This is a genomic window from Massilia sp. Root335, from assembly GCF_001425685.1.
GTDB lineage: Bacteria > Pseudomonadota > Gammaproteobacteria > Burkholderiales > Burkholderiaceae_D > Telluria > Telluria luteola.
In genome coordinates this window covers 57,032-80,133 of the sequence record NZ_LMCY01000012.1, presented here as the reverse complement: position 1 = coordinate 80,133, position 23,102 = coordinate 57,032, and the positions used below count along the sequence as shown (strand labels likewise).

The following is a 23,102-nucleotide window of genomic DNA, read 5'->3' as shown; positions in this document are numbered from 1 at the left end:
AGCTGTACAACCACCACATCCCGCAACGCGCCATCGGCAGTAAAACGCCTGTCCTCGCCCTCACGGAATGGCAGCAGAAGCGGCCAGAATTATTCGTCAAACGCGTTTACGATCAAACGGGACTGGACACCTAACAAGCGTCTACTTCGGGTCGGGTCCGGGCTATCGCGACAGACTGAACCCGGCCAGGAGCGGACCTGCACCGCACATAGATTACTTTGTGAACTCAGCTATAAACGCATCGCTATGAACCCATCCTTGTCTATTGCCGCTAACGGACACCTGACTCTCGACTTCGGCGACTACGATTCCCTGGCATACCAGCAGGTATGCGCGAAACTCGAAAACGAACTCGGGTTTGATAGACATGGGCGCACTGTCGCCGGACTCGATGAAGGTGTGAACCCATCGTTCGTACGTGCCGAGCTTGAGATTACCGCCGGTTGGGACAACTGGAGCGGTAGCTATCTGCTTGCGAATTCAGACGCAGGCGATGCGGTCCTGCGGAGTTTGTACACGGAACTTAGGTAAGAAATTGCGAGACGAAGTCACCTTCGCTGCAGCTTACTTCTGATGCTAGCCAACGTCTGCAATGGGTCCAGGATGTGTAAAAACGCGTCATCTGCGTGTTTTTAGGGGTCTCTTTACCATTCCCGATCTCGAGAAAACGCAGTAGCGAGCGTTCTATGAGATCGACCGGTGCCGGCGGGCAAGCGGTTTCGCGTTTTTACACAGCCTCGGCCGGAGATAGCAACCGACGCAAGCCAATCAAGTTCGCCCCACTGGAGCATCGTTATGAAACAGGATCACTCGTTGCTATGCGCCGCCGGAAACACGGAGGTTCCCGCCTACCTCGTCCGTAGCCAAAAAGGCTACACGGTTAGCGGCAGCCAACGAACATCAGGAAGCCAAAGTTGGTATGCAGAGAAAGACGATCTGTGTTTTCAGGCTGATAGCTTGATCGAGGTTTTGGGCCTTGTTTGCATGTATGAGATCCGTGGAGTCAACTGGGCAACAACAGACCCCGAGATTGACCATTTCTTGATGAAGCACGGTGCGTGAACGGCTGCTTCGGGTCGGCAGCGGCCGGTCGTGACCATTCGTGACTTTTCCAAGTCGGCGACCTGCTATGCTGGCTCGACCGGCCGAGATCGGCCATTTCTGGACAATCCCGCCTGCCGCGCATTCGGTATTGCTTTGCTAACTTTTCCATCGCAGGATAGCGCGCTTATGGCATCATCTTCGCTGCCGAATTTCACGGTTTTTTATTAGCCTTTAAATCGGCGATTGTTCTAAACTTTAGACTCGGTGCGGCTTCGCGATCAGCCGATTGCCGTGCATATCAGCGCGCTGTCTTGCATAACGGCGCGCGTTGTCCTGTTAAATGTACAGTTAGACCGCATAATTAACGTCTGTACACATTCACCGACGAATTCCTTGAGGCGCTCGGCGCTTGGCAGAACGGCTGGGCAGAGGATCAGTCGCGCAAAGTGTCTTTGGCGGTTGAACTACAACGCGTATGCGTCAACCTCCCGCGTGAGTACTGGGAGGTATCCCGCCCCTGCTACAGGAAGCGTTTCATCCACAAGGGCGAGATGGTGGACATTATCCTTGCGGATGCCAAAAACGAAGGTCTGGCGAGTTGGACCACCGACCTGCGTTTCGCAGAACGTATGAAGGGCCTGATACGGGCGAACGCGGTCTCAGCAGCGGTCTTCTGCCATCATCCAGAAGGGGACGAGGTCATAGTCAGCTTACCCGCTCTTTGGAGTGAACCGTGCTTCGGCAAAGCGGTTCAAGCTTATGCCGATCGTGGCGGCAAGTTTGCGAACGCGCTTCTGAACTTCCGCGACGACCAAAGCGAAGTTGTCCTTTCGACGCCGCTGCGAGGCAGTGAGATCGTTGCGCTCTCTGGGGCATCCAGCCCCTTTGATGAACTCTGTGATCGCGCGGGGATTCCAGAGTCCGATCGAGATCGAGTGTTCAAGCAGCTTGTGGACGCAGGCACTTACCCGGGTGATCCGCAATACATCGACTTGGCAGCGTCTCAGCGTGCAATCGCCCGCTCGATTCATCACATCTACGAGCTCGTTCAGAGCAAACTCGCAGCCTCAAAGGGTGGCAGTGCGGTCTAACAAGTCGATCGACGCGGACGAACTATCGGCGGCGTAGCCCGCCTACCGCCCGCCGGTCATCTCCGAAGTTGAATCACATCGCGAATGACCGCTATAGGCAAGGCTGATTGGCCGGTTTGGTCGGAAGCGGACTCTACCACTCGTTGCCTGGTGAGGGTTTTATTCGCCTAAGGAAGCGCTGATTTATTCCGATCTGGGGTCGAACAGCGCGTCGGGGGAGGGCTGTCGCTCGTTTTCATCCGGGCATTCTATCTGTGCTGCAACGCACAAGAGTGGTGCCCGGATGCGGACTTGTGGTCGCTCAACGGCGACGGATTTTTCTGCAACGCATGCTTATCTGCGCGCAATGTGCAGCAAAAAATACCTTTTTTTGAAGCCGCGTGGCGTCGTACCGTCGGGCGCGCCACGCGACCCGCACGCGGTTTTACGGATACAGGCCACGCACTTCGCGCGCCTGCAGGATGCGCGTGCACGCAACGATGAACGTCGCGGTGCGCAGCGAGACGTTCTTTTCCTGCGCGACGGCCCACACGGCGCCGAAGGCGCTTTGCATGATGCGGGTCAGGCGCGCGTTGATCTCGTCCTCGGTCCAGAAGAAGCTCGAGAAGTCCTGCACCCATTCGAAGTACGACACCGTGACGCCGCCCGCGTTGGCCAGTACGTCCGGCACGACCAGGACGTCCTTGTCCGCCAGGAGGTCGTCGGCTTCCGGCGTCGTCGGGCCGTTCGCGCCTTCCAGGATGATTTTCGTGCGCAGGCGCTGCGCGACGTCCGCCGTGATCTGCCGTTCCAGCGCGGCCGGGATCAGGATGTCCGATTCGATGTCCCAGAACGCGTCGCGGTCCAGCGTCGCGTCGGCGCCCGGGAAGCCTGTCACGCCGCCCGCTTCGGCCACGTGCTGGTGCAGCCGGGCGACGTCGAGGCCGCCCTCGCACACGACCGTGCCGGTGTGATCCTGCACGGCGACGACCTTCGCGCCGGCGTCGGCGAAAATCGCGGCCGCGGTGCCGCCGACGTTGCCGAAACCCTGGATCGCGACGCGCGCCCCGGCGATGGCGACGCCGCGCCGCTGCGCGGCTTCGCAGCCGACCACGAACACGCCGCGGCCCGTCGCTTCGCGCCGTCCCAGCGAGCCGCCGAGCGAGATCGGCTTGCCCGTCACGACACCGGTCGACAGATTCCCTTCGATCATCGCGTACGAATCCATCATCCAGGCCATGACCTGCTCGTTCGTGTTCACGTCCGGTGCCGGGATGTCTTTCGTCGGACCGATCAGCATGCTGATTTCGCTCGTGTAGCGGCGCGTGAGGCGCTGCAGCTCGCCTTTCGAGAGCGTGGCCGGATCGACGCGGATGCCGCCCTTGGCCCCGCCGTACGGCACGTTGACGGCCGCGTTCTTGACCGACATCCACGCGGACAGCGCCATGACTTCCGACAGCGTCACGTCCTGGTGAAAACGGACGCCGCCCTTGCCCGGGCCGCGCGACAGGTTGTGCTGGACCCGGTATCCCTCGTAGTGGGAGATGGTGCCGTCGTCGCGTTCGATCGGGACGTCCACGGTGAGGATCCGCTTCGGACGCTTCAGCGTCTCGACCCAGCGCGACAGGCTGCCCAGGTGCGGCGTGACGCGCTCGACCTGTTGCAGGTACTGGCCCCATGGGCCCAGGTCGTTGGGGTTCAGGTAGGAGGGGAGGGAATCGTTGGTCATGCAATGGCTCCGGTTGGCGAGTGTCTGGGTTCGAGGCTGTGCGCATGCTGAGCTGCGCGGCCAACGAATCATAGAATCCGCAGCCGGATCATTGCCAATGCTGCTTGCGCATGCGGTCATGCGCAAAATGCATCACGACATCACGGCATCATGGCATCATGACGCGGGCCGGCGCGCGGCCAGGAAGTCCCACAACGCCGCGACGATCGGCTTGCCGGGGCGCGCGGCGGACGGACGTTCGCGATACAGCCGGATCTCCATCTCGATCTCCCACGCGCCGGCGTCGCTGGCACGCGCCAGCTGCCTTTGTTCGACCTCGCGGACGACCGCCGATTCGGGCAGGAACGCGACGCCGTGGCCGTCCAGCGCCATCATCTTCAAGCCTTCCGCCATGTCGGTCTCGTAGCGCTTTTCGAAGCAGGGCTCGGAGGCCGCGTCGGCGAGGATCAGGTCCACCATCCGCCCGAGATAGGCGTTCGCGGTGTACGAGAGGAACGGCAGCGGCGCGCCCTTGCGGCCGGGCAGGCGGTATTCCGGTTCGCCGTCCTGGGCGCAGCGGGCATACGCGCACAGGGCTTCGCGCCCCATCATCAACATGTCGTAGCGGCCGGGGTCGAGCTGCACCGGCTGGCGCGGATGGTGGTAGCACAGCAGCAGGTCGCAGCCGCCTTCCACCAGCTGCAGCACGGCGTCATGCACGTTGAGGGCGATGAGGCGGCTGGTGATCGATGCGAAGTCGCGTTCCAGCGCGGCCAGCCACTTCGGGACGAACGTGAGCGACAGCGTGTGCGGCACGGCCAGGTCGATCGTCTTTTCCGCGGCGGCGCGGTTGTGGCGCAGCAGGTCGCGGACCCCGTTGATCTGGCCCAGCATCTCCAGCGCCTGTTCGTAGAACACCATGCCGGCCGGGGTGACGCGGGTGGGAAACGTCGTCCGGTCGATCAGGTCCGTGCCGAGCCAGTTTTCCAGCGAGCGGATACGGCGCGAGAAGGCCGGCTGCGTCACGTGCCGCAGCTGGGCCGAGCGGCTGAAGTTCTTGGTCTCGACCAGTGAAATGAAGTCTTCCAGCCATTTTGTTTCCATGCCGAATCTCGCGGTTGAATCGTCGCGGCATTGTAACGCGCATTCCTTGCCGGCATCCCCGCTGAATCTCGGCGCCCGGCGCCCTTCCAATTTTCCATACGACGCCAGGCCGCACGGTCTGGATTCCTGGACGGCGGATGGCGACGTTCTTGCATTTCCATAAAGAAACTCCTTTCGAATCAACTGCTTGGCTGATAAATTTTTCGGCGATCTCTCTGGCATGCGTATTGCTGATGTGCGTACACCCGGTTTCCGCCGGGTCACGACAACACGCGGCGTCATTCAGCGCCGCGATCTTGGAGATCAAAGTGAAAAAGACGCGTCCCTTGACCCTGTACATCCTGATCGCGATGGTACTGGGCGCTGCGGTCGGCTACGGTTGCCACGAAACCGTCGCCGACAAGCAGCTCAGTGCCGACATCGCGGCACATATTTCCATCGTCACCGATGTGTTCCTGCGGCTGATCAAGATGATCATCTCGCTGCTCGTATTCTCGACCTTGACGGTCGGCATCGCCCACATGGGCGACGGCCGCGCCGCCGGCCGCATCGGCATGAAGGCCATGGCCTGGTTCGTGATCGCCTCGCTGACCTCGCTGAGCCTGGGCATGCTGTTGTCCAACCTGATGCAGCTGGGCGCCCACCTCAACCTGCCGCTGCCGCCGGTCGATGCCGCCACCGGCCTGAAGACCACCGCCTTCACGCTCAAGGACTTCGTCGCCCACCTGGTGCCGAAGTCGCCGATCGAGGCCATGGCCAACAACGAGATCCTGCAGGTGCTGGTGTTTGCCCTGTTCTTCGGCGGCGCGCTGGGGGCGCTGGGCGAGGCCGCCGCCGGCCTCACTCTTGTCATCGACCAGCTGGCGCAAGTCATGTTGCGCATCACCGGCGTCATCATGAACCTGGCACCGCTCGCGGTGTTCGCGGCGATGGCGTCGATCATCACCACCAGCGGCCTGGGCATCCTGCTCACGTTCGCGAAGTTCATGGGCGCCTTCTACCTCGGCCTCATCTGCCTGTGGCTGCTGCTGGTCCTGGGCGGCTACCTGTTCATCGGCAAGCGCGTGCTGCGCCTGCTGGCGCTGATCCGCGAACCGTTCCTGCTGGCCTTCTCGACCGCCAGTTCGGAAGCGGCCTATCCCAAGCTGCTGCTGGCGCTGGACCAGTTCGGCGTGCAGCGCAAGATTTCCAGCTTCGTGCTGCCGATGGGGTATTCCTTCAACCTCGACGGCTCGATGATGTACTGCACGTTTGCCGTGCTGTTCATCACCCAGGCCTACGGCATCGACCTGTCGCTCGGCACGCAGATCACCATGCTGCTGTTGCTGATGCTGACGTCCAAGGGCATGGCCGGCGTGCCGCGCGCGTCGCTGGTGGTGATCGCCGCCACCCTCAACCAGTTCCACATCCCTGAAGCCGGCCTGCTGCTGTTGATGGGCATCGACCAGTTCCTCGACATGGGGCGCTCGGCCACCAACGCGGTCGGCAACGCCATCGCCACGGCCGTCGTCGCCAACTGGGAAGGCGCGCTCGACGATTCGCCCGAGCAGGTCGCGCCGCAGCCCGTCCCGGTTATCGGCGTGCGCGCCGGCTGACCGCATCCGACACACACCAACAATCAACGGAGACTCGATTGAAACATCGCTATATCGTCGGCGCGTGCGCGCTCGGCCTGAGCGCCACGTTCGCGCAGGCGCAGTCCTTTGTGAAGATCTACGGCGTGGCCGACGCCGGCATCGTGCTGGAACGCGGCGGCCCGGCCGGTTCGACGGAGAACGTCAGCAGCGGCGTGGCGTCCGGCTCGCGGCTCGGCTTCAAGGGCAAGGAAGACCTCGGCGACGGCACGAGCGCCTTCTTCGTGCTGGAAAACGGCATCAACATGGATACCGGCACGGCGGGCCAGGGCGGGCGGCTGTTCGGCCGCCAGGCCCTCGTCGGCCTCACCGGCGCGGCCGGTTCGGTCAGCCTGGGCCGCCAGTACGCGCCGTACTACAAGGTCGTGCGCGACGTCGTCGATCCGTTCTGTACCGGCCTCGCGGGCAATGCGCAGAACCTGTTCCCGACCTTCACCCGGGTCGATAATTCGGTCGAGTACCAGACACCGAAGTGGCACGGCGTGTCGGCCGACGTCCTGTACGGCGTCGGCGAGGCGGCCGCCGACGCCACGAAAAACCGGACGATCGGCGCGTCCGTCGGCTACGATGCCGGCCCGCTGACCCTCGTGCTGGTGCACCACCAGCAAGGCGACCCGACCGGTACCGCGCACAGCCGCAACACCATGCTGGCCGGCCGCTACCGCTTCGGCGTGGTGACGGCGCACGCGGCCTATGCACGCAATCGCGACGTACTGGGCAACGCCAGCCGGGATGCCTTGCTGGGCCTCGCCGTGAAGGCCGGCGCGGGCAGGGTGCTGGCCTCGCTGGTGGTCCACCGCGACGACTTCGGCCGCGAGGCGCACGCGCGCCAGGCCGCGATCGGCTACGAGTACAGCCTGTCCCGGCACACCGACCTGTACGCGGCGTACGGCCACATCGTCAACCGCGACGGCGCCGCGTACACGGTCGGCAATGCCACCGATGCCGGCGCCGGCACCACCGGCATCAACCTTGGGGTGCGTCATGTGTTTTAATCGCATGACGTAAACGCTTCAGGACCGCCATGCCCGCAGCCGCACCCACCGTCAACCCGCGCCAGGCCGGCCGCTGGCCGCGCCGGCGGCTGGCGTTGTGGGGCGTGCTGCTGCTCGCTTGCGTGGCGCTGGCCGGCGTGGCCTATCGCTATGCCGAGGACGCCGCGATCGGCCGCCTGCGGCTGTCCGGCGCGCAGCGGCTGGACAGCTATGCGGCCAGCCTGGAGCACCTGCTGTCCAAATACGATTTCCTGCCGGGCACGTTCGAACTGAACAAGGACGTCATCGCCCTGCTGCAACGGCCCGGCGACACCGCCCTGCGCACGGAAGTCAACGTCTACCTGGAGCGCGTCAACCGCCTGGCCAGGTCGACCTCGATCTATATCGTCAACCTGCAGGGCGTGACGCAGGCCGCCAGCAACTGGCGCGAGCCCGACAGCTTCGTCGGCGACAACGTCGCCTTCCGGCCTTACGTCCGGGATGCGTTGCGCGGCGCGCCGGGCGGCTTCTACGGGGTCGGCACCACGCGGGGCGAGCCCGGTTATTATTTTGCGCGCGGCATTTATCAGGACGGCCGCATGCTGGGCGTGGCGACCGTCAAGGTCAATATCGAAAGCCTGGAGGGCACCTGGGCCGACGCCGGCGGCAAGGCGCTGCTCGCCGATGCGCATGGCGTCGTGTTTTTGAGCTCGGTGCCTGAATGGAAATATCGTACGCTGGCCCCGCTGACGCCGGCCGTGCGGCGGGAACTGGAACAGTCGCGCCAATATGTTTCGCATGCGCTCACGCCGCTGGGCCTGCGCGTGGTGCGTGCACTCGACCGCGGCGCAAGCATCGTCGTCGCGCCGCCGCCCGTCGCCGGCGGCCCCATGCTGAGCCAGTCGCGTACGCTGGCGACGCGCAACTGGCAGCTGGTCTACCTGTCCGACCTCGCGCCCGCCCGCGCGGGCGCCCGCGCGGCGGCGCTGCTGACGCTGCTGTCGGAAGCGCTCGCGATCATGCTGGTGCTGTATGCGCGCCAGCGCCACCGCCTCGGCCGCCAGCGGCTGCGTGCCCGCGAGGATTTGCAGCGCGCCTACGATCGGCTGGAAAGCCTGGTGGCCGAGCGCACCGCCAGCCTGCAGACGATGACGCGCGAGCTCCGCGACGAGAACATGGTGCGCCAGCAAGCCGAACAGCAGCTGCGCAAGGCGCAGAGCGAGCTGGTCCAGGCGGGCAAGATGGCGGTGCTGGGGCAACTGTCGGCCGGCATCACGCACGAACTGAACCAGCCGCTCACGGCGCTGCGCACGATGTCGGACAATGCCCGCGTGCTGATCGAGCGCGGCCGGCTCGACGACGCGCGCGCCAACCTGGCGACCATCTCGCAACTGGTCGAGCGCATGGGCCTCCTGACCGGGCCGCTGCGCCAGTTCGCGCGCAAGGCCGACGCGATGCTCAGCGCCGTCGCGGTGGGGGAGGCCGTCACGGCGGCCCTGTTCCTCGTCGAGCGCCGGATCGCGCAGGAGCGGGTCGGTTTCCGCATGTCGACGCATCCCCGCGACCTGTATGCGCTGTGCGACAGCAACCGGCTGCAGCAGGTGCTCGTGAACCTGTTCAGCAACGCGCTCGACGCGATGGAGATGGCCGGCAGCACGCCGCGCGAGCTCGTGGTCGACGCCGGGCGCGACGGCGCGCGGGTACGCATTACCGTGACCGACAGCGGTCCCGGCGTGCCCGAAGAGATACGCACACATTTATTCGAACCCTTCTTTACCACCAAGCCGCAAGGAAAAGGGCTGGGCCTGGGCCTGGCCATCTCCGAGCAGATCGTGCGCGAATTCGGCGGCCACCTGCGCGCCGAGTCGCCGCCCGGGGGCGGCGCCCGGTTCATCATCGATCTGCCCCGCGCGGAGTAGGAGACAGCAATATGCACGAACTGTACGAATCCATGAAAGTCCTGCTCGTCGAAGACGACGCCATCGTCCGCGCAGGCAGCGTCCAGGCGCTCGACCTGGCCGGCTTCCAGGTCGACGCATTCGACGCCGCCGAGCCGGCGCTGGCGCAGATGCGGCCCGGTTTCGCCGGCGTGATCGTCAGCGACGTGCGCCTGCCCGGCATGAGCGGCCTCGCGCTGATGGACGCCGTCAAGGCCATCGATGCGCAGGTGCCGGTGGTGCTCGTGACCGGCCACGGCGACATCTCGATGGCGGTGGGCGCGATGCGCGGCGGCGCCTACGATTTCATTCCCAAGCCGTATTCGTCGGAACAACTGGTCGAGGCCGTGCAGCGCGCGCTGGAGACGCGGCGCCTGATACTGGAGGTCGCCGCGCTGCGCGACCGCATCGCGAACGGCGCGGGCATCGACGCGATGCTGCTGGGCGAATCCGCCGCGATGCGCGACCTGCGCCGCCTGATCCTCGACCTGGCCGACGAGTCGGCCGACGTGCTGATCTACGGCGAGACCGGCACCGGCAAGGAGATGGTGGCGCGCTGCCTGCACCAGTTCAGCAGCCGCCGCGAGCACCATTTCGTCGCGCTCAATTGCGGCGCGATCCCGGAAAACATCTTCGAAAGCGAAGTGTTCGGCCACGAGATGGGCGCGTTCACCGGCGCGGCCAAGCGGCAGGTCGGCAAGATCGAGCACGCCCACAAGGGGTCGCTGTTCCTCGACGAGGTCGAAAGCCTCCCGCTGTCGCTGCAGGTCAAGATGTTGCGCGTGCTGCAGGAGCGCTATGTCGAGCGGCTCGGCTCGAACACGCCCGTGCCGGTGGACGTGCGCGTGATCGCCGCCGCCAAGGTCGACCTGAAGGAATGGTCGGACCAGCAGAAATTCCGCAGCGACCTGTACTACCGCCTGAACCTGATCGTGCTGAACCTGCCGCCGCTGCGCGAGCGGCGCGAGGACATTCCCCTGCTGTTCGAGCATTTCATGCTGGGCGCGGCGGCGCGCTACAAGCGCGGCGTGCCCACGGTGCCGGGCCCGCTGATGCGATCGCTGATGGCGCACGACTGGCCCGGCAACGTGCGCGAGCTGCGCAATATCGCCGAGCGCTTCGTGCTGGGCCTGGCCAGCGGCGCGGACGGCCTGCTGGCCGCACGCAGCGCGGCGCCGGTGCCGCTGGGCGACCAGGTCGGCGCGTTCGAGCGCGCCGTCATCGAACAGGAATTGCGCAAGGCAGCCGGCAGCATCAGCGAAGTCAGCGTCGCGCTTGGCGTGCCCAAGCAGACGCTGTATTACAAGATGCAAAAGTACGGCCTGAGCCCGGACGATTACAAATAGGCGATCAGAAATAGCCGCGCGACGGGTCTTCCCAGCGCCGCGCCAGTTGCCGCGCCGTCAATCCGGAATGGCCGGCATGGCCCAGGAAACCGTCCGCAAATTCGTCCACGCAACGGCGCGGCATGGCGGCGGGCGCGTGCAGGGGCGCGGTGGTGAGCGCACGCAGGCGGCGCTCGATGTCGTCGAACAGCGCGTCGTCCGCGCCGGGCATCGGGGGAGGGGTGTCGGTCGTTTTCATCCGCGCATTCTACCTGTGCTGCGGCGCACAAGAATCGTGTCCGGATGCAGGTTTGTGGTCGCTCAACGAGGGCGGAATTTGCTGTAACGCATGCTTATCTGTGCGCAATATGTGGGGGAAAACGGGTTTGGGAAGTGGCGCGGGATGGTGCCGGCCGGGGCATTTTGCGGTGCTTGCGGGCCGGATGGCGTGCGCTTTGATCGTCTGCAAGACGACAAGGCGGCGCCCTACACCCCCGCCGGCAACTCCCGCGCCGGGAACGTCACGCTGACCTTCAACCCGGGCCCGCCCTCGGCGCGGTCCAGCGCGAGCGTCGCCCCGTGCACGGTCGCGATGTCGCGCACGATGGCCAGTCCCAGCCCGGTGCCGCCCGGATTGCTCTCCAGCGTCGCCGCCGCCCGGTAGAACGGCATGAACACCTTGTCGTATTCGGCCGGATCGAGGCCCGGCCCGCTGTCCTGCACGTCGAGCACGACGACGCCGATCAGCCGGCGCACGCGCAGCAGCACGGTGCCGCCCGGCGGCGTGTAGCGGATCGCGTTGTCGACGAGGTTGCTCACCAGTTCGTGCAGCAGCAGGGCCTGGCCATCGACCGTCGTCGCGCCGTCGTCTTCCGCTTCCAGCGCCAGGTCGATGCCTTTCTGGACGGCCGGCAGGGCCAGCTCCAGGCCGACCTGGCGCGCCACGTCGGCCAGCAGCACGGGCGCGAGCGCGGCGTTCGCGCCGCCGTGCTCGATGCGCGCGAGGGTCAGCAGGCGGTTGGCCAGATGCACCGTCGAATCCGTCGTCGCCGCGATCGAGCGCACGATGGCTTCCATCGCGGCCGGATCGTTGGCGCGCAGGGCCAGCTCGGCCTGCGTCTTGAGCACCGTCAGCGGCGTGCGTAGCTGGTGCGACGCATCGGCGATGAAGCGGCGCTGGCTCGCAATGAGGTTCTGCATGCGGGCCATCGTGCCGTTCATCGCCGCGACCAGCGGCCGCACTTCGCGGTGCACGAGGGCTTCGTCGACGTCGGACAGGTCGGACAGCGCGCGCGTCTCGACGACCTGCTTCAAACGCATCAGCGGCTGCAGCACGAGGCGCACGGCGAACCACACGAGCGTGGCCACGGCCAGCACGAGCAGCGCCTGGCGCCACAGCGTGTTGACGAGGATGCGGCGCGACAGCGCGCGGCGCGCGTCCAGCGTCTCGCCCACCTGGATCAGCGCGATGCCGCGCATGGAATCGTCGTACACGGGCTGCAGCAGGGCGGCGATGCGCACCGGCTCGCCGTTGTAGTCGGCGTGATAAAACCGCACGAGGGCCGGATACAGTTCGGAGCGGGGCGTGTTCTTCGGCACGGGCGGCAGGTCGTCGTAGCCGGACACCGTCTCGCCGTGCAGGCCGCCCACGCGGTAATAGATGCGGCCCAGCGTGTCGGTCTCGAAGCTGTCCAGCGCCACGTAGGGCACGTCCGCCACGACCTTGCCGTCGCGGACCGACACCCGCTCCGCGAGCGCGCGCGTGGACGCGAGCAGCGAACGGTCGTAGGCGATGTCGGCGGCGTCGAGGGCGTCGCGGTACAGCGACACGGCGTTGGCCGCCACGAGGATCACGAGCGGCACGATCAGCCAGCGCAGCAACTGGCCGCGCAGGCTGCCCAGCGGTGCGGGCGCGTCCTCGCCGCCGGCGCGCCGGCGCGGCCACAGGCGCGCCAGCAGCGGGATCGATGCGGAGACGGACGCCATCGCGGGAATCAGGACGCGGCGGGCGGCCGTTCCTGCAGCAGGTAGCCGATGCCGCGCAACGTGGCGATGGCGGCGCCGCCGTCCGGACGCTTGTCCAGTTTCTTGCGCACGCGGTGGATGTACAGCTCGATGGCGTCGAGGTTGGCGTCGTCGTCCAGCGCGAACACTTCGTCGAACAGTTTTTCTTTCGACAGCGCGCGGCCCGGGCGCGAGATCAGCGCTTCCAGCACGGCGTGCTCGCGCGGCGTCAGCGCCAGCGGTTCGCCGCAGTAGGTGAACATGCGCGCGACGGTGTCGAAGCTGAGCTGCCCGCAGCGGTGCACGACCGCCTCGTTGCCGACGCTGCGCCGCAACAGGGCTTTCACGCGCGCTTCCAGTTCCGCCAGTTCGAACGGCTTGGCGAGGTAGTCGTCGGCGCCCAGGTTCAGGCCCTGCACGCGTTCTTCCAGCCCGCCGCGCGCCGTCAGGATCATCACCGGCGTGCGCCCGCGCGCGCCGCCGCGCGCGCGCAGGCGGCGCAGCACGTCCAGGCCGTCCATGCGCGGCAGCGTCAGGTCCAGGATCACGAGCGCGTAGTCCTGGGTGTGCAGCAGCGCGTCGGCGTCGGCGCCCGTGGACGCGCATTCGACGGTGAGATTGGCGTCGCGCAGGGCTTTCGATACCCAGTGGGACAGCTCGACATGGTCTTCGACTAACAGGATTCGCATCGCGTCAGTGTAAGCGCAAAGCGGGCATGCCGAAAGCACCGTGGCCCGGTTGCTACGTGATTTCCACAATGCCGTGATTGAAAGGCTCAGTTGAGCTCTCCTTGAAAGCTGATTGAAAGCTTTGCACGCCTATCCTAGGTTTCACGAGGCGGCAAACGACCGCATTGATCACAACAACGGAGACACTATGAAGAAATCGGCCCTCGCGCTCGCCGTCCTGGCAGCGCTTTCCCTGAACGCATCCGCACAGACCAACGTCCAGGTCTACGGCCTGGTGGACGCCGGCGTCGAGTACGTGAATCACGCCGCCGCCAACGACGGCAGCGTGGTGCGCGTCGTTTCGGGTGGCAAGAACACGTCGCGCTGGGGCTTCCGCGGCACCGAAGACCTGGGCGGCGGCCTGAAAGCCGTGTTCAACCTGGAAGGCGGCGTCCTGCTCGACACCGGCGCCCAGGACGGCAACCTGTTCAAGCGCCAGGCCAACGTCGGCCTCGAAGGCAACTTCGGCCGCGTCATCATCGGCCGCTCGTTCACGACGACCTATGACCTGGTCATCAAGTTCGACCCGATGGGCTTCGCGCCCAACTATTCGTGGGCGACGTCGGGCAACGCAACCGGCCCGTCGAAGTACGGCATGACCACCGCGTTCGACAACCTGATCAAGTACACCGGCACGACCGGCGGCTTCACCTACGGCGCCACCGTCGGCATGGGCGAGCAGGCCGGCAACTCGTCGGATGGCCGCAAGTACGCCGTCGGCGGTTCCTGGTTCGGCAGCGGCGTCGGCCTGATGGCGTCGTACGAGCAGATCAACGGCAACACGGTCGTCGCCACCGGCAACCGCGACAAGACCACGGCGTTCCACCTGGGCGCGACCTACAAGCAAGGCCCGCTGCAGTACACCGCCGCCATGCGCGGCTACAAGCTCCAGTCGGGCAAGGCCGCCACGCCGGACGTGGAAGGCGATACCTACTGGGGCGGCGTGACCTACGCGGTCTACCCGTGGACCCTGACCGGCGCCGTCTACCACATCAACACCAAGAACCTGTCGGCCGCGAAGGATGCGGATCCGACGATGCTCGTGGCGCGCGCCATGTACTCGCTGTCCAAGCGCGTCTGGCTGTACGCGTCGGTGGCGCATGCCAAGGCCGACCACGGCCAGCTGGTGGGCCTGTCGCGCGACGATCCGGGCTTCGCGTCGACGCAGACCGGCATCACGACCGGCATCCAGTACCGGTTCTGATCCACGACCCGCGGCCGCAACATCATGAAGCGCGCCATCCACATCCTGACCGCCGCGGCGTCGTTCGCGGTTGCGGCCGCGGCCAGCGCCGGCGCGGAATGCGTGATCCCGTCCAAACCGGGCGGGGCCATGGACCTGACGTGCAAGCTGGCCCAGAAGGCCTTGCCTGACACGAAGCTCAAGCTGGCCTACCTGCCGGGCGGGATCGGCGCCGTCGCGTGGCACACGCTGATCTCGCAGCGGCGCGCCGAGCCGGACACCCTCGTCGCGTTCTCGGGCGGTTCGCTGCTCAATCTCGCCGAGGGCAAGTTCGGCAAGGCGACCTTTGATGACGTGCGCTGGGTCGCGGCGCTCGGCGTCGACTACGGCATGATCGCGGTGCGCGCCGACTCGCCCTGGCACAGCCTCGGCCAGTTGATGGACGCCATCCGGCGCGATCCGCAGCAAGTCCTGATCGGCGTGTCCGGCACCATCGGCAGCCAGGACTGGATGAAGATCGCCATGCTGGCGCGCCGCGCCGGCGTCGAGCCGCGCCGGCTGCGCTTCGTCGCGCTGGAAGGCGGCGGCGAGACGTTCACGGCGATGAGCGCCAACTTTGTACAGGTGATTTCGGGCGACGCGTCGGAAGCGGTGCTGTACTCCGGCCCCGGCAACGTGCGCGTGCTGGCCGTGCTGTCCGAACACCGCCTGGCCGGCGTGCTGGCGGCCGTGCCGACGGCGCGCGAGCAGGGCTACGACATCGTGTGGCCCGTGATCCGCGGCGTGTGGATGGGGCCCGACGTGCCGGAGGCCGACTACCGCCGCTGGGTCGACGCCTTCGCCCGCATGCAGGCGACGCCCGAATTCGCGCAGCTGCGCCAGAGCGCCGGCCTGCACCCGTTCTCGCTCACCGGCGACGCGCTCACGCGCTGGGTGAAGCAGGCCATCACGGATTACAACCGGCAGGCCAGGGAATTCAACCTGGTTCGCTAGCACCGAGGCCGGCACCATCGGCCGACAACAATACCTACCAAGGAGACAAGCATGAATTTCAAGAAGACCGCAGTTGCCACCATCTTTGCTTCTGCAGCATTCGCATTCGCCGCCCCTGTGCTGGCCCAGGTCCCGGCGGGCTATCCGGCCGCCTACCAGCAACTGGTCGACGGCGCCAAGAAGGAAGGCAAGCTGGTGATCTACGGCGCCACCGACAGCAAGGCCGCCCAGCCGCTGATCAAGGATTTCAATGCCATGTACCCGAACATCACGGTCGAGTACAACGACATGAACTCGACCGAGGTGTACAACCGCTTCTTTTCCGAGAACGCGGCCGGCGGCGACACGGCCGACGTGCTGTGGTCCTCGGCGATGGACCTGCAGATGAAACTGGCCGCTGGCGGCTACGCGATGCAGTACAGGTCGGTCGAAGCGTCCAAGCTCCCCGCCTGGGCCGTGTGGAAGGATACCGCCTACGGCACCACGTTCGAACCGGCCGCCTTCGTCTACAACAAGCGCCTGCTGAAACCCGAGGAAGTCCCGCAGACGCACGCCGACTTCGTACGCATCATCCAGCAGCCGAAGTTCCAGGACAAGGTCACCACCTACGACATCGAGAAATCCGGCGTCGGCTTCATGTTCATGACCCAGGACGCGCGCGACTTCGCGCAGTACAAACAGCTCGAGCAGGCGTTCGGCGCGGCCAGGGTGCGCGTGCAGTCGTCGACCGGCACGATGCTGGAGCGGATCTCGTCGGGCGAAAACCTGATCGGCTATAACGTGCTGGGCTCCTACGCGCTGGTGCGCGCCAAGACCGACCCGTCGCTGGGCGTCGTGCTGCCGAAGGACTACACGCTGGTCATCTCGCGCGTCCAGTTCATCAACAAGATGTCCAAGCACCCGAACGCCTCCAAGCTGTGGATCGACTACATGCTGTCGCAGCGCGGCCAGACGATCATCGCCAACGCCTCCAAGCTGTTTGCGATCCGCGCCGACGTGACGGGCGAAACGACGTCGACCGAGTTGATCAAGCTGATCGGCGAAAAGAACGTCAAGCCGCTGCCGGTCAGCCCGGCCGTGGCGGAATACCTCGACCCGGCCCTCCGTCTCGCGTTCCTGAAAGAGTGGAAGGCCAACGCCGGCAAGAAGTAAGTCAGCCCCAAGACCGTCGTTCCCGCGGAGGCGGGAACCCAAGTGAGTGTCCTGATCCGCTCAAAAATTGGGTCTCCGCCTTCGCGGGGACGACGGGTTCAGGCTCCATCTCAATCGGACACTCCTATGCCAACTTCAACCATGCCACTCGACACCAAGGGCGCCGACGGCACCGGCAGCCTGCCGGCCGTGCGCGCGCCGCGCTTCAACTGGACGCGCGGCCTCGTCGTGCTGCTGACCTGCCTGGCCATTTTCCTGCCGCTGTTCCTGGTGTTCTACCAGAGCGTCCTGAGTGCGCCGTTCTTCATGCCCGACAAGGTGCTCGGGCTGGATGCCTTCCGTTTCATTTTCGACGACCCCGACTTCTGGCTCGCCTTCAAGAACGGCATGCTGCTGGCCTCGGGCCTGGCCGTCATCGCCGTGCCGCTGGGCGGCATGCTTGCGTTCCTGATGGTGCGTACCGACCTGCCGGGCCGCGGCTGGATCGCGCCGCTGCTGCTCGTGCCGATCTTCGTGTCGCCCATGGTGATGGGCTTCGGCTACGTCGTGTCGATGGGCCCCGTGGGCTTCTACTCGACCTGGGTGCACGAGCTGATCGGCTTCGTCCCGTGGAACGTGTATTCGTTCACGAGCATCGTCGTCATCGCCGGCCTCACGCACGTGCCGCACGTGTACCTGTACGCCTCGTCCGCGCTGAAGAGCCTCGGCTCCGACGTGGAGGAAGCGGCACGCGTCTCCGGCGCGTCGCCGTGGCAGGTGATGTTCAACGTGTCGCTGCCGATGATCATGCCGGCCCTCGCGTATGCGGGCGTGCTGGTGTTCTTCCTCGGCTTCGAAGTGTTCGGCCTCGTGCTCGTGCTGGGCGACCCGGAAGGCCACCTCGTGCTGGCCACGTACCTGTACAAGCTGACCAATAAACTGGGCACGCCGTCGTACCACCTGATGGCCGCCGTCGCCGTGTGCCTCGTCGCCGTGACGATGCCGCTCGTGATGCTGCAGCGCTGGCTGCTCAAGTCGGCCAACAAGTACGTGTCCATCAAGGGCAAGGGCGCGCGCCAGAAGCCGCTCCCGCTGGGCAAATGGAAGTGGGTGGCGCTCGCCGTGCTGGGCGCATGGATCCTCGTCACCGTCGTGCTGCCGCTGTCCGGCATCGTGCTGCGTTCCTTCGTCCAGTACTGGGGCGAGGGCGTCAAGCTGGCCGACGTGCTCACCCTGCAGCACTTCCGCGACATCTTCGACGAGCCGTCGCTCGTGCGCGGCATCATCAACACGATCCTGATCGGCGTGATCGGCGGCGCGCTGGCGGTGGCCTGCTACACCGCGATCGCGCTGGCCATGCACCGCAAGGCCGACGGCATCACGCGCCTGCTGGATTACAGCGTGCTCGTGCCGCGCGCCGTGCCGGGCCTGCTGGCCGGCCTGTCGTTCCTGTGGGTGTTCCTGTTCGTGCCGAGCTGGCTGGACAGCTTCCTGCGCGGCATGGACAACGGCGTGGCCGCCTGGCTGTCGGCGCACTTCATCCCCGCATTGCGCCAGGTGCGCTCGACGATCTTCGCGCTGTGGCTCGCGTACTCCGTCGTGTGGCTCGCCTACGGCATGCGCCTCGTCTCGACGTCGCTGCTGCAGGTGGGGCCGGAGCTGGAAGAGGCGGCACGTGCCGTCGGCGCGAGCCGCGGCCGCGTCACCCGCGACGTGACGCTCCCGCTGATCAAGTTCGGCATGCTGGGCGCCTGGCTGATGGTGTTCCTGATTTTCGAACGCGAGTACTCGACGGGCGTGTACCTGCTGTCGCCCGGCACCGAAGTGATCGGCGCGATGCTCGTGTCGCTGTGGGCCGGCGGCTCGACGGACCTCGTGGCCGCGCTCTCGTTCATCAACATCACGCTCGTGGCCATCGGCCTGGGCATCGCCCTGCGCTTCGGCGTCAAGTTACACAACTGAGCTCCACAACCAATTCGAATCGCGAGACATATCATGAACGTTTTGACCGTCAACGACCTGCACCTCGACTACGGCCATGGCGCCACCGCCAACCCGATCCTGAAGGGCGTGTCGATGCACCTGCAGCGCGGCGAAGTCGTGGCGCTGCTGGGCCCCTCGGGCAGCGGCAAGACCACGCTGCTGCGCGCCGTGGCCGGCCTGGAAAGCCCGAAATCCGGCACGATCGACATCGGCGAGCGCCGCGTGTTCGACGGCAGCAGGAAGCTGGAGCTGCCGGCCGAGGCGCGCAACCTGGGACTCGTGTTCCAGTCGTACGCGCTGTGGCCGCACAAGACCGTGTTCGACAACGTCGCCTACGGCCTCAAGCTGCGCAAGCTGGCGGCGCGCGACATCGAGCCGAAAGTGCGCGAGGTGCTGGCCCAGCTGGGCCTCGGCCACCTGGGCGAGCGCTTCCCGCACCAGCTGTCCGGCGGCCAGCAGCAGCGCGTGGCGATCGCCCGCGCGCTGGTCTACAACCCGCCCGTGATCCTGCTCGACGAACCGCTGTCGAACCTGGACGCCAAATTGCGCGAAGAAGCGCGCGCCTTCCTGCGCGAGCTGATCGTGCGCCTGGGCCTGTCCGCACTGATGGTCACGCACGACCAGGCCGAGGCGATGGCGATCTCGGACCGCATTCTCCTGCTCAACAACGGCAAGATCGAGCAGCAGGGCAGCCCGCAATCGATGTACGAATCGCCGGACACGCTGTTCACCGCCGAGTTCATGGGCAGTAACAACCGCCTGCCGGCACGCGTCGTGGCGCGCAACGGCGACGCGGCCCGCGTGCAGGTGGAGGGCATGGCGCTGAACGCGACGGCCCGCGGCAGCGGCGCGTCCGATCCGGACGTCGATGCGGCCGCGCTGATCCGCGTGGAAGAAGTGCGGATCGGCCGCAACCCCGTCGACAACGCCATCCAGCTGCCGCTGTCCACGTGCATGTACCTGGGCGACCGCTGGGAATGCCTGTTCAAGCACGGCAATTCGAGCGTGCGCGCGTATTCCAAGCACCGCGTCGATCCGGGGCAGTACTGGCTCGAGATGCCGGCCGATAAGCTCTGGGTGTTCTGATTCGCCTGCCGACGCAATTGCCGTTCCCGCGCGCGCTCGTGCGCACGTTCGTGCCCGCGCTGGCACTGGCCTTTTGCGCCGCGCAGCTCTGCATCTTCCTCGACACGCCGCTGCCGTGGATGATCGGGCCCCTGTTCTCGACCGCGATCGCCTGCATGCTGGGCGCGCGCCTGGCGGCACCGGTGCAGGCGCGCGAGGCGGGGCAGTGGGCCATCGGCACCGCGCTGGGCCTGTACTTCAGCGCCCCCGTGCTGGCGGCGCTGGCGCGCAACCTCGGCTGGATCGCGTTGGCGGTGTCCTTCGCCGTCTGCCTCGGCATGCTGGCCGGCGCGCTGCTGCGCCGGCTGTCCGGCAGCGACGACGCGACGGCCTTCTTCGCGATGGCCGTCGGCGGCGCGTCCGAAATGGCGGTGCAGGCCGAGCGCCACGGCGCCGTCGTCGAACGCGTGGCGGCCGCGCACAGCCTGCGCATCATGATGGTCGTCGGCAGCATCCCGTTCGCCGTGCGCTGGATCGCCGCCCACGGCTGGGGCGAGGGTTTGGACCCGTACGTGCCGCTGGCCGGCCGGGTCGACGTGGCCGGCCTGTGCGTCCTCATCGTCCTCACGTCGTGCGCGGCGCTGGCCCTGAAACGCCTGCGCCTGCCGAACGCCTGGGTGATCGGTCCGCTGATCGTGGCGATCATGCTGACGGCGGCCGGCGTGCAGCTCTCGCGCCTGCCGGAATGGATGATCCGCACGGGCCAGCTGTTCATCGGCGTCTCGCTCGGCACGCGTTTTACGCCGCGCTTCGTGCACACCGCGCCGCGCTACCTGGCCAGCGTGGCCGCGTGCACCTGCGTGACGCTGCTGCTCGCCGGCCTGTTCGCGTTCTGCGTCGCGGCCATCACGGGCCTGCATCCGGGGACGATGGTGCTGGCCACGTCGCCGGGCGGCATCGCCGAGATGGCGCTGACGGCCCGCGTGCTGCACCTGGGCGTGCCCGTCGTGACGGCGTTCCACGTCGCGCGCATGGTCGTCGTGGTGCTCGGGATCGGGCCCTTGTACCGGGCGTGGGCGCGTATCGCCTGACCCGGTTCGGGTGACGCCGTGCGCGACTCGACATGCATCGAGTCGCTCCATCAACCCATTCGGGTAGCGGAATGCGCGACCATTGATTCACACACAGCAACATTGTGTGTTCAACGTGCCGGTTGTGTTGTAGATTGTCGCATCCCCGACATCCGCATCATTCACCATGAGCCACCCGAACCATCCCAGCCAGTTCTCCCTGCTGACCCAGCGCCGCTTCGGTCCGTTCTTCTGGACGCAGTTCCTGGGCGCCTTCAACGACAACCTGTTCAAGACCGCGCTGCTGGTCGTGCTGACCTATGACGCGCTGGCGTGGACGACGGTGCCCGCGGCGCTGCTGAACAACCTGATTCCCGGCCTGTTCATCCTGCCGTACGTCGTGTTCTCGGCCACCGCGGGGCAGATCGCGGACAAGGTCGAGAAGGGCCGGCTGGCGCGCTTCGTCAAGCTGCTCGAACTCGTCATCATGGCCATCGCCGCCGCCGGCTGGCTGACGCATACCCTGTGGCTGCTCGTCGCGGCCGTCGTCGGCATGGGCGTCCATTCCACGTTGTTCGGCCCCGTCAAATACGCCTACCTGCCGCAGCACCTGAAACCGGAAGAACTCGTGGGCGGCAACGGCGTCATCGAGATGGGCACCTTCGTCGGCATCCTGCTGGGCGAAGTGATGGGCGCGATCCTGGCCGGCCACGGCGCCGCCGGCGTGCACCTGGTCGCGTTCGGGACGCTGGCCGTCGCCGTGCTGGGACTCGTCACCAGCTGGCGCATCCCGCAATCGCCCGCGCCCGCGCCCACGCTGAAGATCAGCGCGAACTTCGTCGCCGAATCCGTGCGCAACATCGGGTTCTCGCGCAAGAACCGCACGGTGTTCCTGTCCATGCTGGGCAATTCCTGGTTCTGGTTCTACGGCGCCCTCGTGCTGTCGCAATTCCCGCTGTACGCCAAGGATTACCTGCACGGCGACCACAGCGTGTTCGTGCTGCTGCTGACCGTCTTCTCGCTGGGGATCGGGGCCGGCTCGCTGCTGTGCGAAAAGCTCTCGGGCCGCAAGGTGGAGATCGGCCTCGTGCCGTTCGGCGCCATCGGCCTGTCGCTGTTCGGCATCGACCTGTATTTCGCAAGCCTCGGCTACGCGAACACGGCGCCGGTGGATGCGCTCGGCGTGCTGGCGCAGCACGGCACGATCCGCATCCTGGCCGACATCCTGCTGCTGGGCGTGTTCGGCGGCTTCTTCATCGTGCCGCTGTTCGCGCTGATCCAGACGCGCTGCGACCCGGCCCACGTGTCGCGCACCATCGCCGGCATGAACATCCTGAATGCCCTGTTCATGGTGGCATCGGCCGGCGTGGCCGTGTTCCTCATCAAGCGCGGGTTCAGCATCCCCGAGATGTTCCTGACCACGGCGCTGCTGAACGCGGTCGTCGCCGTCTACATCTTCTCGCTCGTGCCGGAATTCCTGATGCGCTTCCTGGCCTGGCTGCTGATCCACACGATCCACCGCGTGTCGACGGTGGACGTCGAACGCATCCCGGAAGAGGGCGCCGCGGTCCTCGTCTGCAACCACGTGAGCTATGTCGACGCCATCGTCATCATGGCCGCCAGCCCGCGCCCGATCCGCTTCGTGATGGACCACCGCATCTTCAAGACGCCGCTGCTGGGCTTCATCTTCCGCACGGGTAAGGCGATCCCGATCGCGCCGGCCCACGACGACCCGTGGCTGATGGAAAAGGCGTTCGTCGACGTCGCGCAGGCGCTGCACGAAGGGGAACTGGTGTGCATCTTCCCGGAAGGTAAGCTGACGCGCACGGGCGACATGAACGAATTCCGCGGCGGCATCGCCAAGATCGTCGCGCGCAGCAAGGTGCCGGTGATCCCGATGGCGCTGCGCGGCCTGTGGGGCAGCGTGTTCTCGCGCGATTCGTCGAACGTGTTCGAACGCTCGTTCGCGCGCGGGCTGCGCTCGCGGCTGGCGCTGGCCGTCGGGCAGCCGGTGCCGCCGCAGGAGGTGACGCCGGAGGGGCTGTACGAGGAGGTGCTGGCGTTGCGGGGCGATTGGAAGTAAGTTTCTGCCATGGTGCCTGGTGACAAAAAGACTAGTCATCCAGCGTGCCTCTGTTATAATTCCGGA

The 23,102-nt window shown here is 66.2% G+C and carries 18 protein-coding genes and 1 pseudogene; 14 read left to right on the top strand and 5 right to left on the bottom strand.

The window, feature by feature from the left end; translation table 11 throughout:
* The 3 genes and pseudogenes from ASC93_RS31955 to ASC93_RS09315 form a co-directional block, all read left to right on the top strand.
* A pseudogene (locus tag ASC93_RS31955) lies at positions 1 to 134 on the top strand (IS481 family transposase); the annotation flags it as partial.
* A 661-nt stretch (positions 135 to 795) separates the two neighbouring features.
* Complete coding sequence (locus tag ASC93_RS09320; protein ID WP_056440387.1) at positions 796 to 1,062, top strand: hypothetical protein; 267 nt, start codon at positions 796 to 798, stop codon at positions 1,060 to 1,062.
* Positions 1,063 to 1,595: 533 nt separating this feature from the next.
* Positions 1,596 to 2,135 (top strand): hypothetical protein, encoded by a 540-nt coding sequence (locus ASC93_RS09315; protein ID WP_229412658.1) that lies wholly within the window; start codon positions 1,596 to 1,598, stop codon positions 2,133 to 2,135.
* Between the two features lie 424 nt (positions 2,136 to 2,559).
* On the opposite strand, the gene ASC93_RS09310 is transcribed toward ASC93_RS09315, so the two are convergent.
* A complete protein-coding gene (locus tag ASC93_RS09310; protein WP_056440383.1) occupies positions 2,560 to 3,843 on the bottom strand; it encodes a Glu/Leu/Phe/Val dehydrogenase in 1,284 nt (427 codons plus the stop codon).
* A gap of 156 nt (positions 3,844 to 3,999) precedes the next feature.
* A complete protein-coding gene (locus ASC93_RS09305; RefSeq protein WP_056440382.1) occupies positions 4,000 to 4,926 on the bottom strand; it encodes a LysR substrate-binding domain-containing protein in 927 nt (308 codons plus the stop codon).
* 308 nt (positions 4,927 to 5,234) lie between these two features.
* On the opposite strand from ASC93_RS09305, the gene ASC93_RS09300 reads away from it, so the two are divergent.
* The 4 genes from ASC93_RS09300 to ASC93_RS09285 are packed head-to-tail and all read left to right on the top strand — an operon-like array spanning position 5,235 to position 10,817.
* Entirely contained in the window at positions 5,235 to 6,521 is a 1,287-nt protein-coding gene (locus tag ASC93_RS09300) for a dicarboxylate/amino acid:cation symporter (protein WP_056440564.1), read from the top strand.
* 38 nt (positions 6,522 to 6,559) lie between these two features.
* Complete coding sequence (locus ASC93_RS09295) at positions 6,560 to 7,555, top strand: porin (protein WP_056440380.1); 996 nt, start codon at positions 6,560 to 6,562, stop codon at positions 7,553 to 7,555.
* 29 nt (positions 7,556 to 7,584) lie between these two features.
* Positions 7,585 to 9,453 carry an ATP-binding protein gene (locus ASC93_RS09290; RefSeq protein ID WP_056440378.1) on the top strand — a complete coding sequence of 623 codons (1,869 nt, stop codon included), beginning with the start codon at positions 7,585 to 7,587 and terminating at the stop codon, positions 9,451 to 9,453.
* 11 nt (positions 9,454 to 9,464) lie between these two features.
* Positions 9,465 to 10,817: a sigma-54 dependent transcriptional regulator gene (locus tag ASC93_RS09285; protein WP_056440376.1), complete on the top strand. Its 1,353-nt coding sequence runs from the start codon at positions 9,465 to 9,467 to the stop codon at positions 10,815 to 10,817.
* Between the two features lie 4 nt (positions 10,818 to 10,821).
* Here ASC93_RS09285 and ASC93_RS09280 read toward each other — a convergent pair whose 3' ends face one another.
* The 3 genes from ASC93_RS09280 to ASC93_RS09270 all read right to left on the bottom strand — a co-directional run bounded on the left by ASC93_RS09280 (position 10,822) and on the right by ASC93_RS09270 (position 13,489).
* Entirely contained in the window at positions 10,822 to 11,055 is a 234-nt protein-coding gene (locus ASC93_RS09280) for a hypothetical protein (protein WP_157201819.1), read from the bottom strand.
* Between the two features lie 227 nt (positions 11,056 to 11,282).
* Positions 11,283 to 12,782, bottom strand: a complete 1,500-nt coding sequence (locus ASC93_RS09275) for a sensor histidine kinase (protein WP_056440373.1) — start codon at positions 12,780 to 12,782, stop codon at positions 11,283 to 11,285.
* Between the two features lie 8 nt (positions 12,783 to 12,790).
* Entirely contained in the window at positions 12,791 to 13,489 is a 699-nt protein-coding gene (locus tag ASC93_RS09270; protein WP_056440369.1) for a response regulator, read from the bottom strand.
* Positions 13,490 to 13,676: 187 nt separating this feature from the next.
* Between ASC93_RS09270 and ASC93_RS09265 the strand changes: the two genes are divergently transcribed.
* From ASC93_RS09265 to ASC93_RS09235, 7 genes are all read left to right on the top strand, one after another.
* Positions 13,677 to 14,732, top strand: a complete 1,056-nt coding sequence (locus tag ASC93_RS09265; protein ID WP_056440368.1) for a porin — start codon at positions 13,677 to 13,679, stop codon at positions 14,730 to 14,732.
* A 24-nt stretch (positions 14,733 to 14,756) separates the two neighbouring features.
* Positions 14,757 to 15,704, top strand: a complete 948-nt coding sequence (locus ASC93_RS09260) for a tripartite tricarboxylate transporter substrate binding protein (protein ID WP_056440365.1) — start codon at positions 14,757 to 14,759, stop codon at positions 15,702 to 15,704.
* Between the two features lie 51 nt (positions 15,705 to 15,755).
* A complete protein-coding gene (locus ASC93_RS09255; RefSeq protein ID WP_056440364.1) occupies positions 15,756 to 16,856 on the top strand; it encodes an ABC transporter substrate-binding protein in 1,101 nt (366 codons plus the stop codon).
* Between the two features lie 141 nt (positions 16,857 to 16,997).
* On the top strand, positions 16,998 to 18,797 hold the full coding sequence (locus ASC93_RS09250) for an iron ABC transporter permease (RefSeq protein WP_157201831.1): 1,800 nt from the start codon (positions 16,998 to 17,000) through the stop codon (positions 18,795 to 18,797).
* Positions 18,798 to 18,830: 33 nt separating this feature from the next.
* Positions 18,831 to 19,904, top strand: a complete 1,074-nt coding sequence (locus ASC93_RS09245) for an ABC transporter ATP-binding protein (protein ID WP_056440360.1) — start codon at positions 18,831 to 18,833, stop codon at positions 19,902 to 19,904.
* Between the two features lie 17 nt (positions 19,905 to 19,921).
* On the top strand, positions 19,922 to 20,974 hold the full coding sequence (locus ASC93_RS09240) for an AbrB family transcriptional regulator (protein WP_056440359.1): 1,053 nt from the start codon (positions 19,922 to 19,924) through the stop codon (positions 20,972 to 20,974).
* A 166-nt stretch (positions 20,975 to 21,140) separates the two neighbouring features.
* Positions 21,141 to 23,036 (top strand): MFS transporter, encoded by a 1,896-nt coding sequence (locus tag ASC93_RS09235; RefSeq protein ID WP_056440357.1) that lies wholly within the window; start codon positions 21,141 to 21,143, stop codon positions 23,034 to 23,036.
* The last annotated feature ends 66 nt before the right edge of the window (positions 23,037 to 23,102 follow it).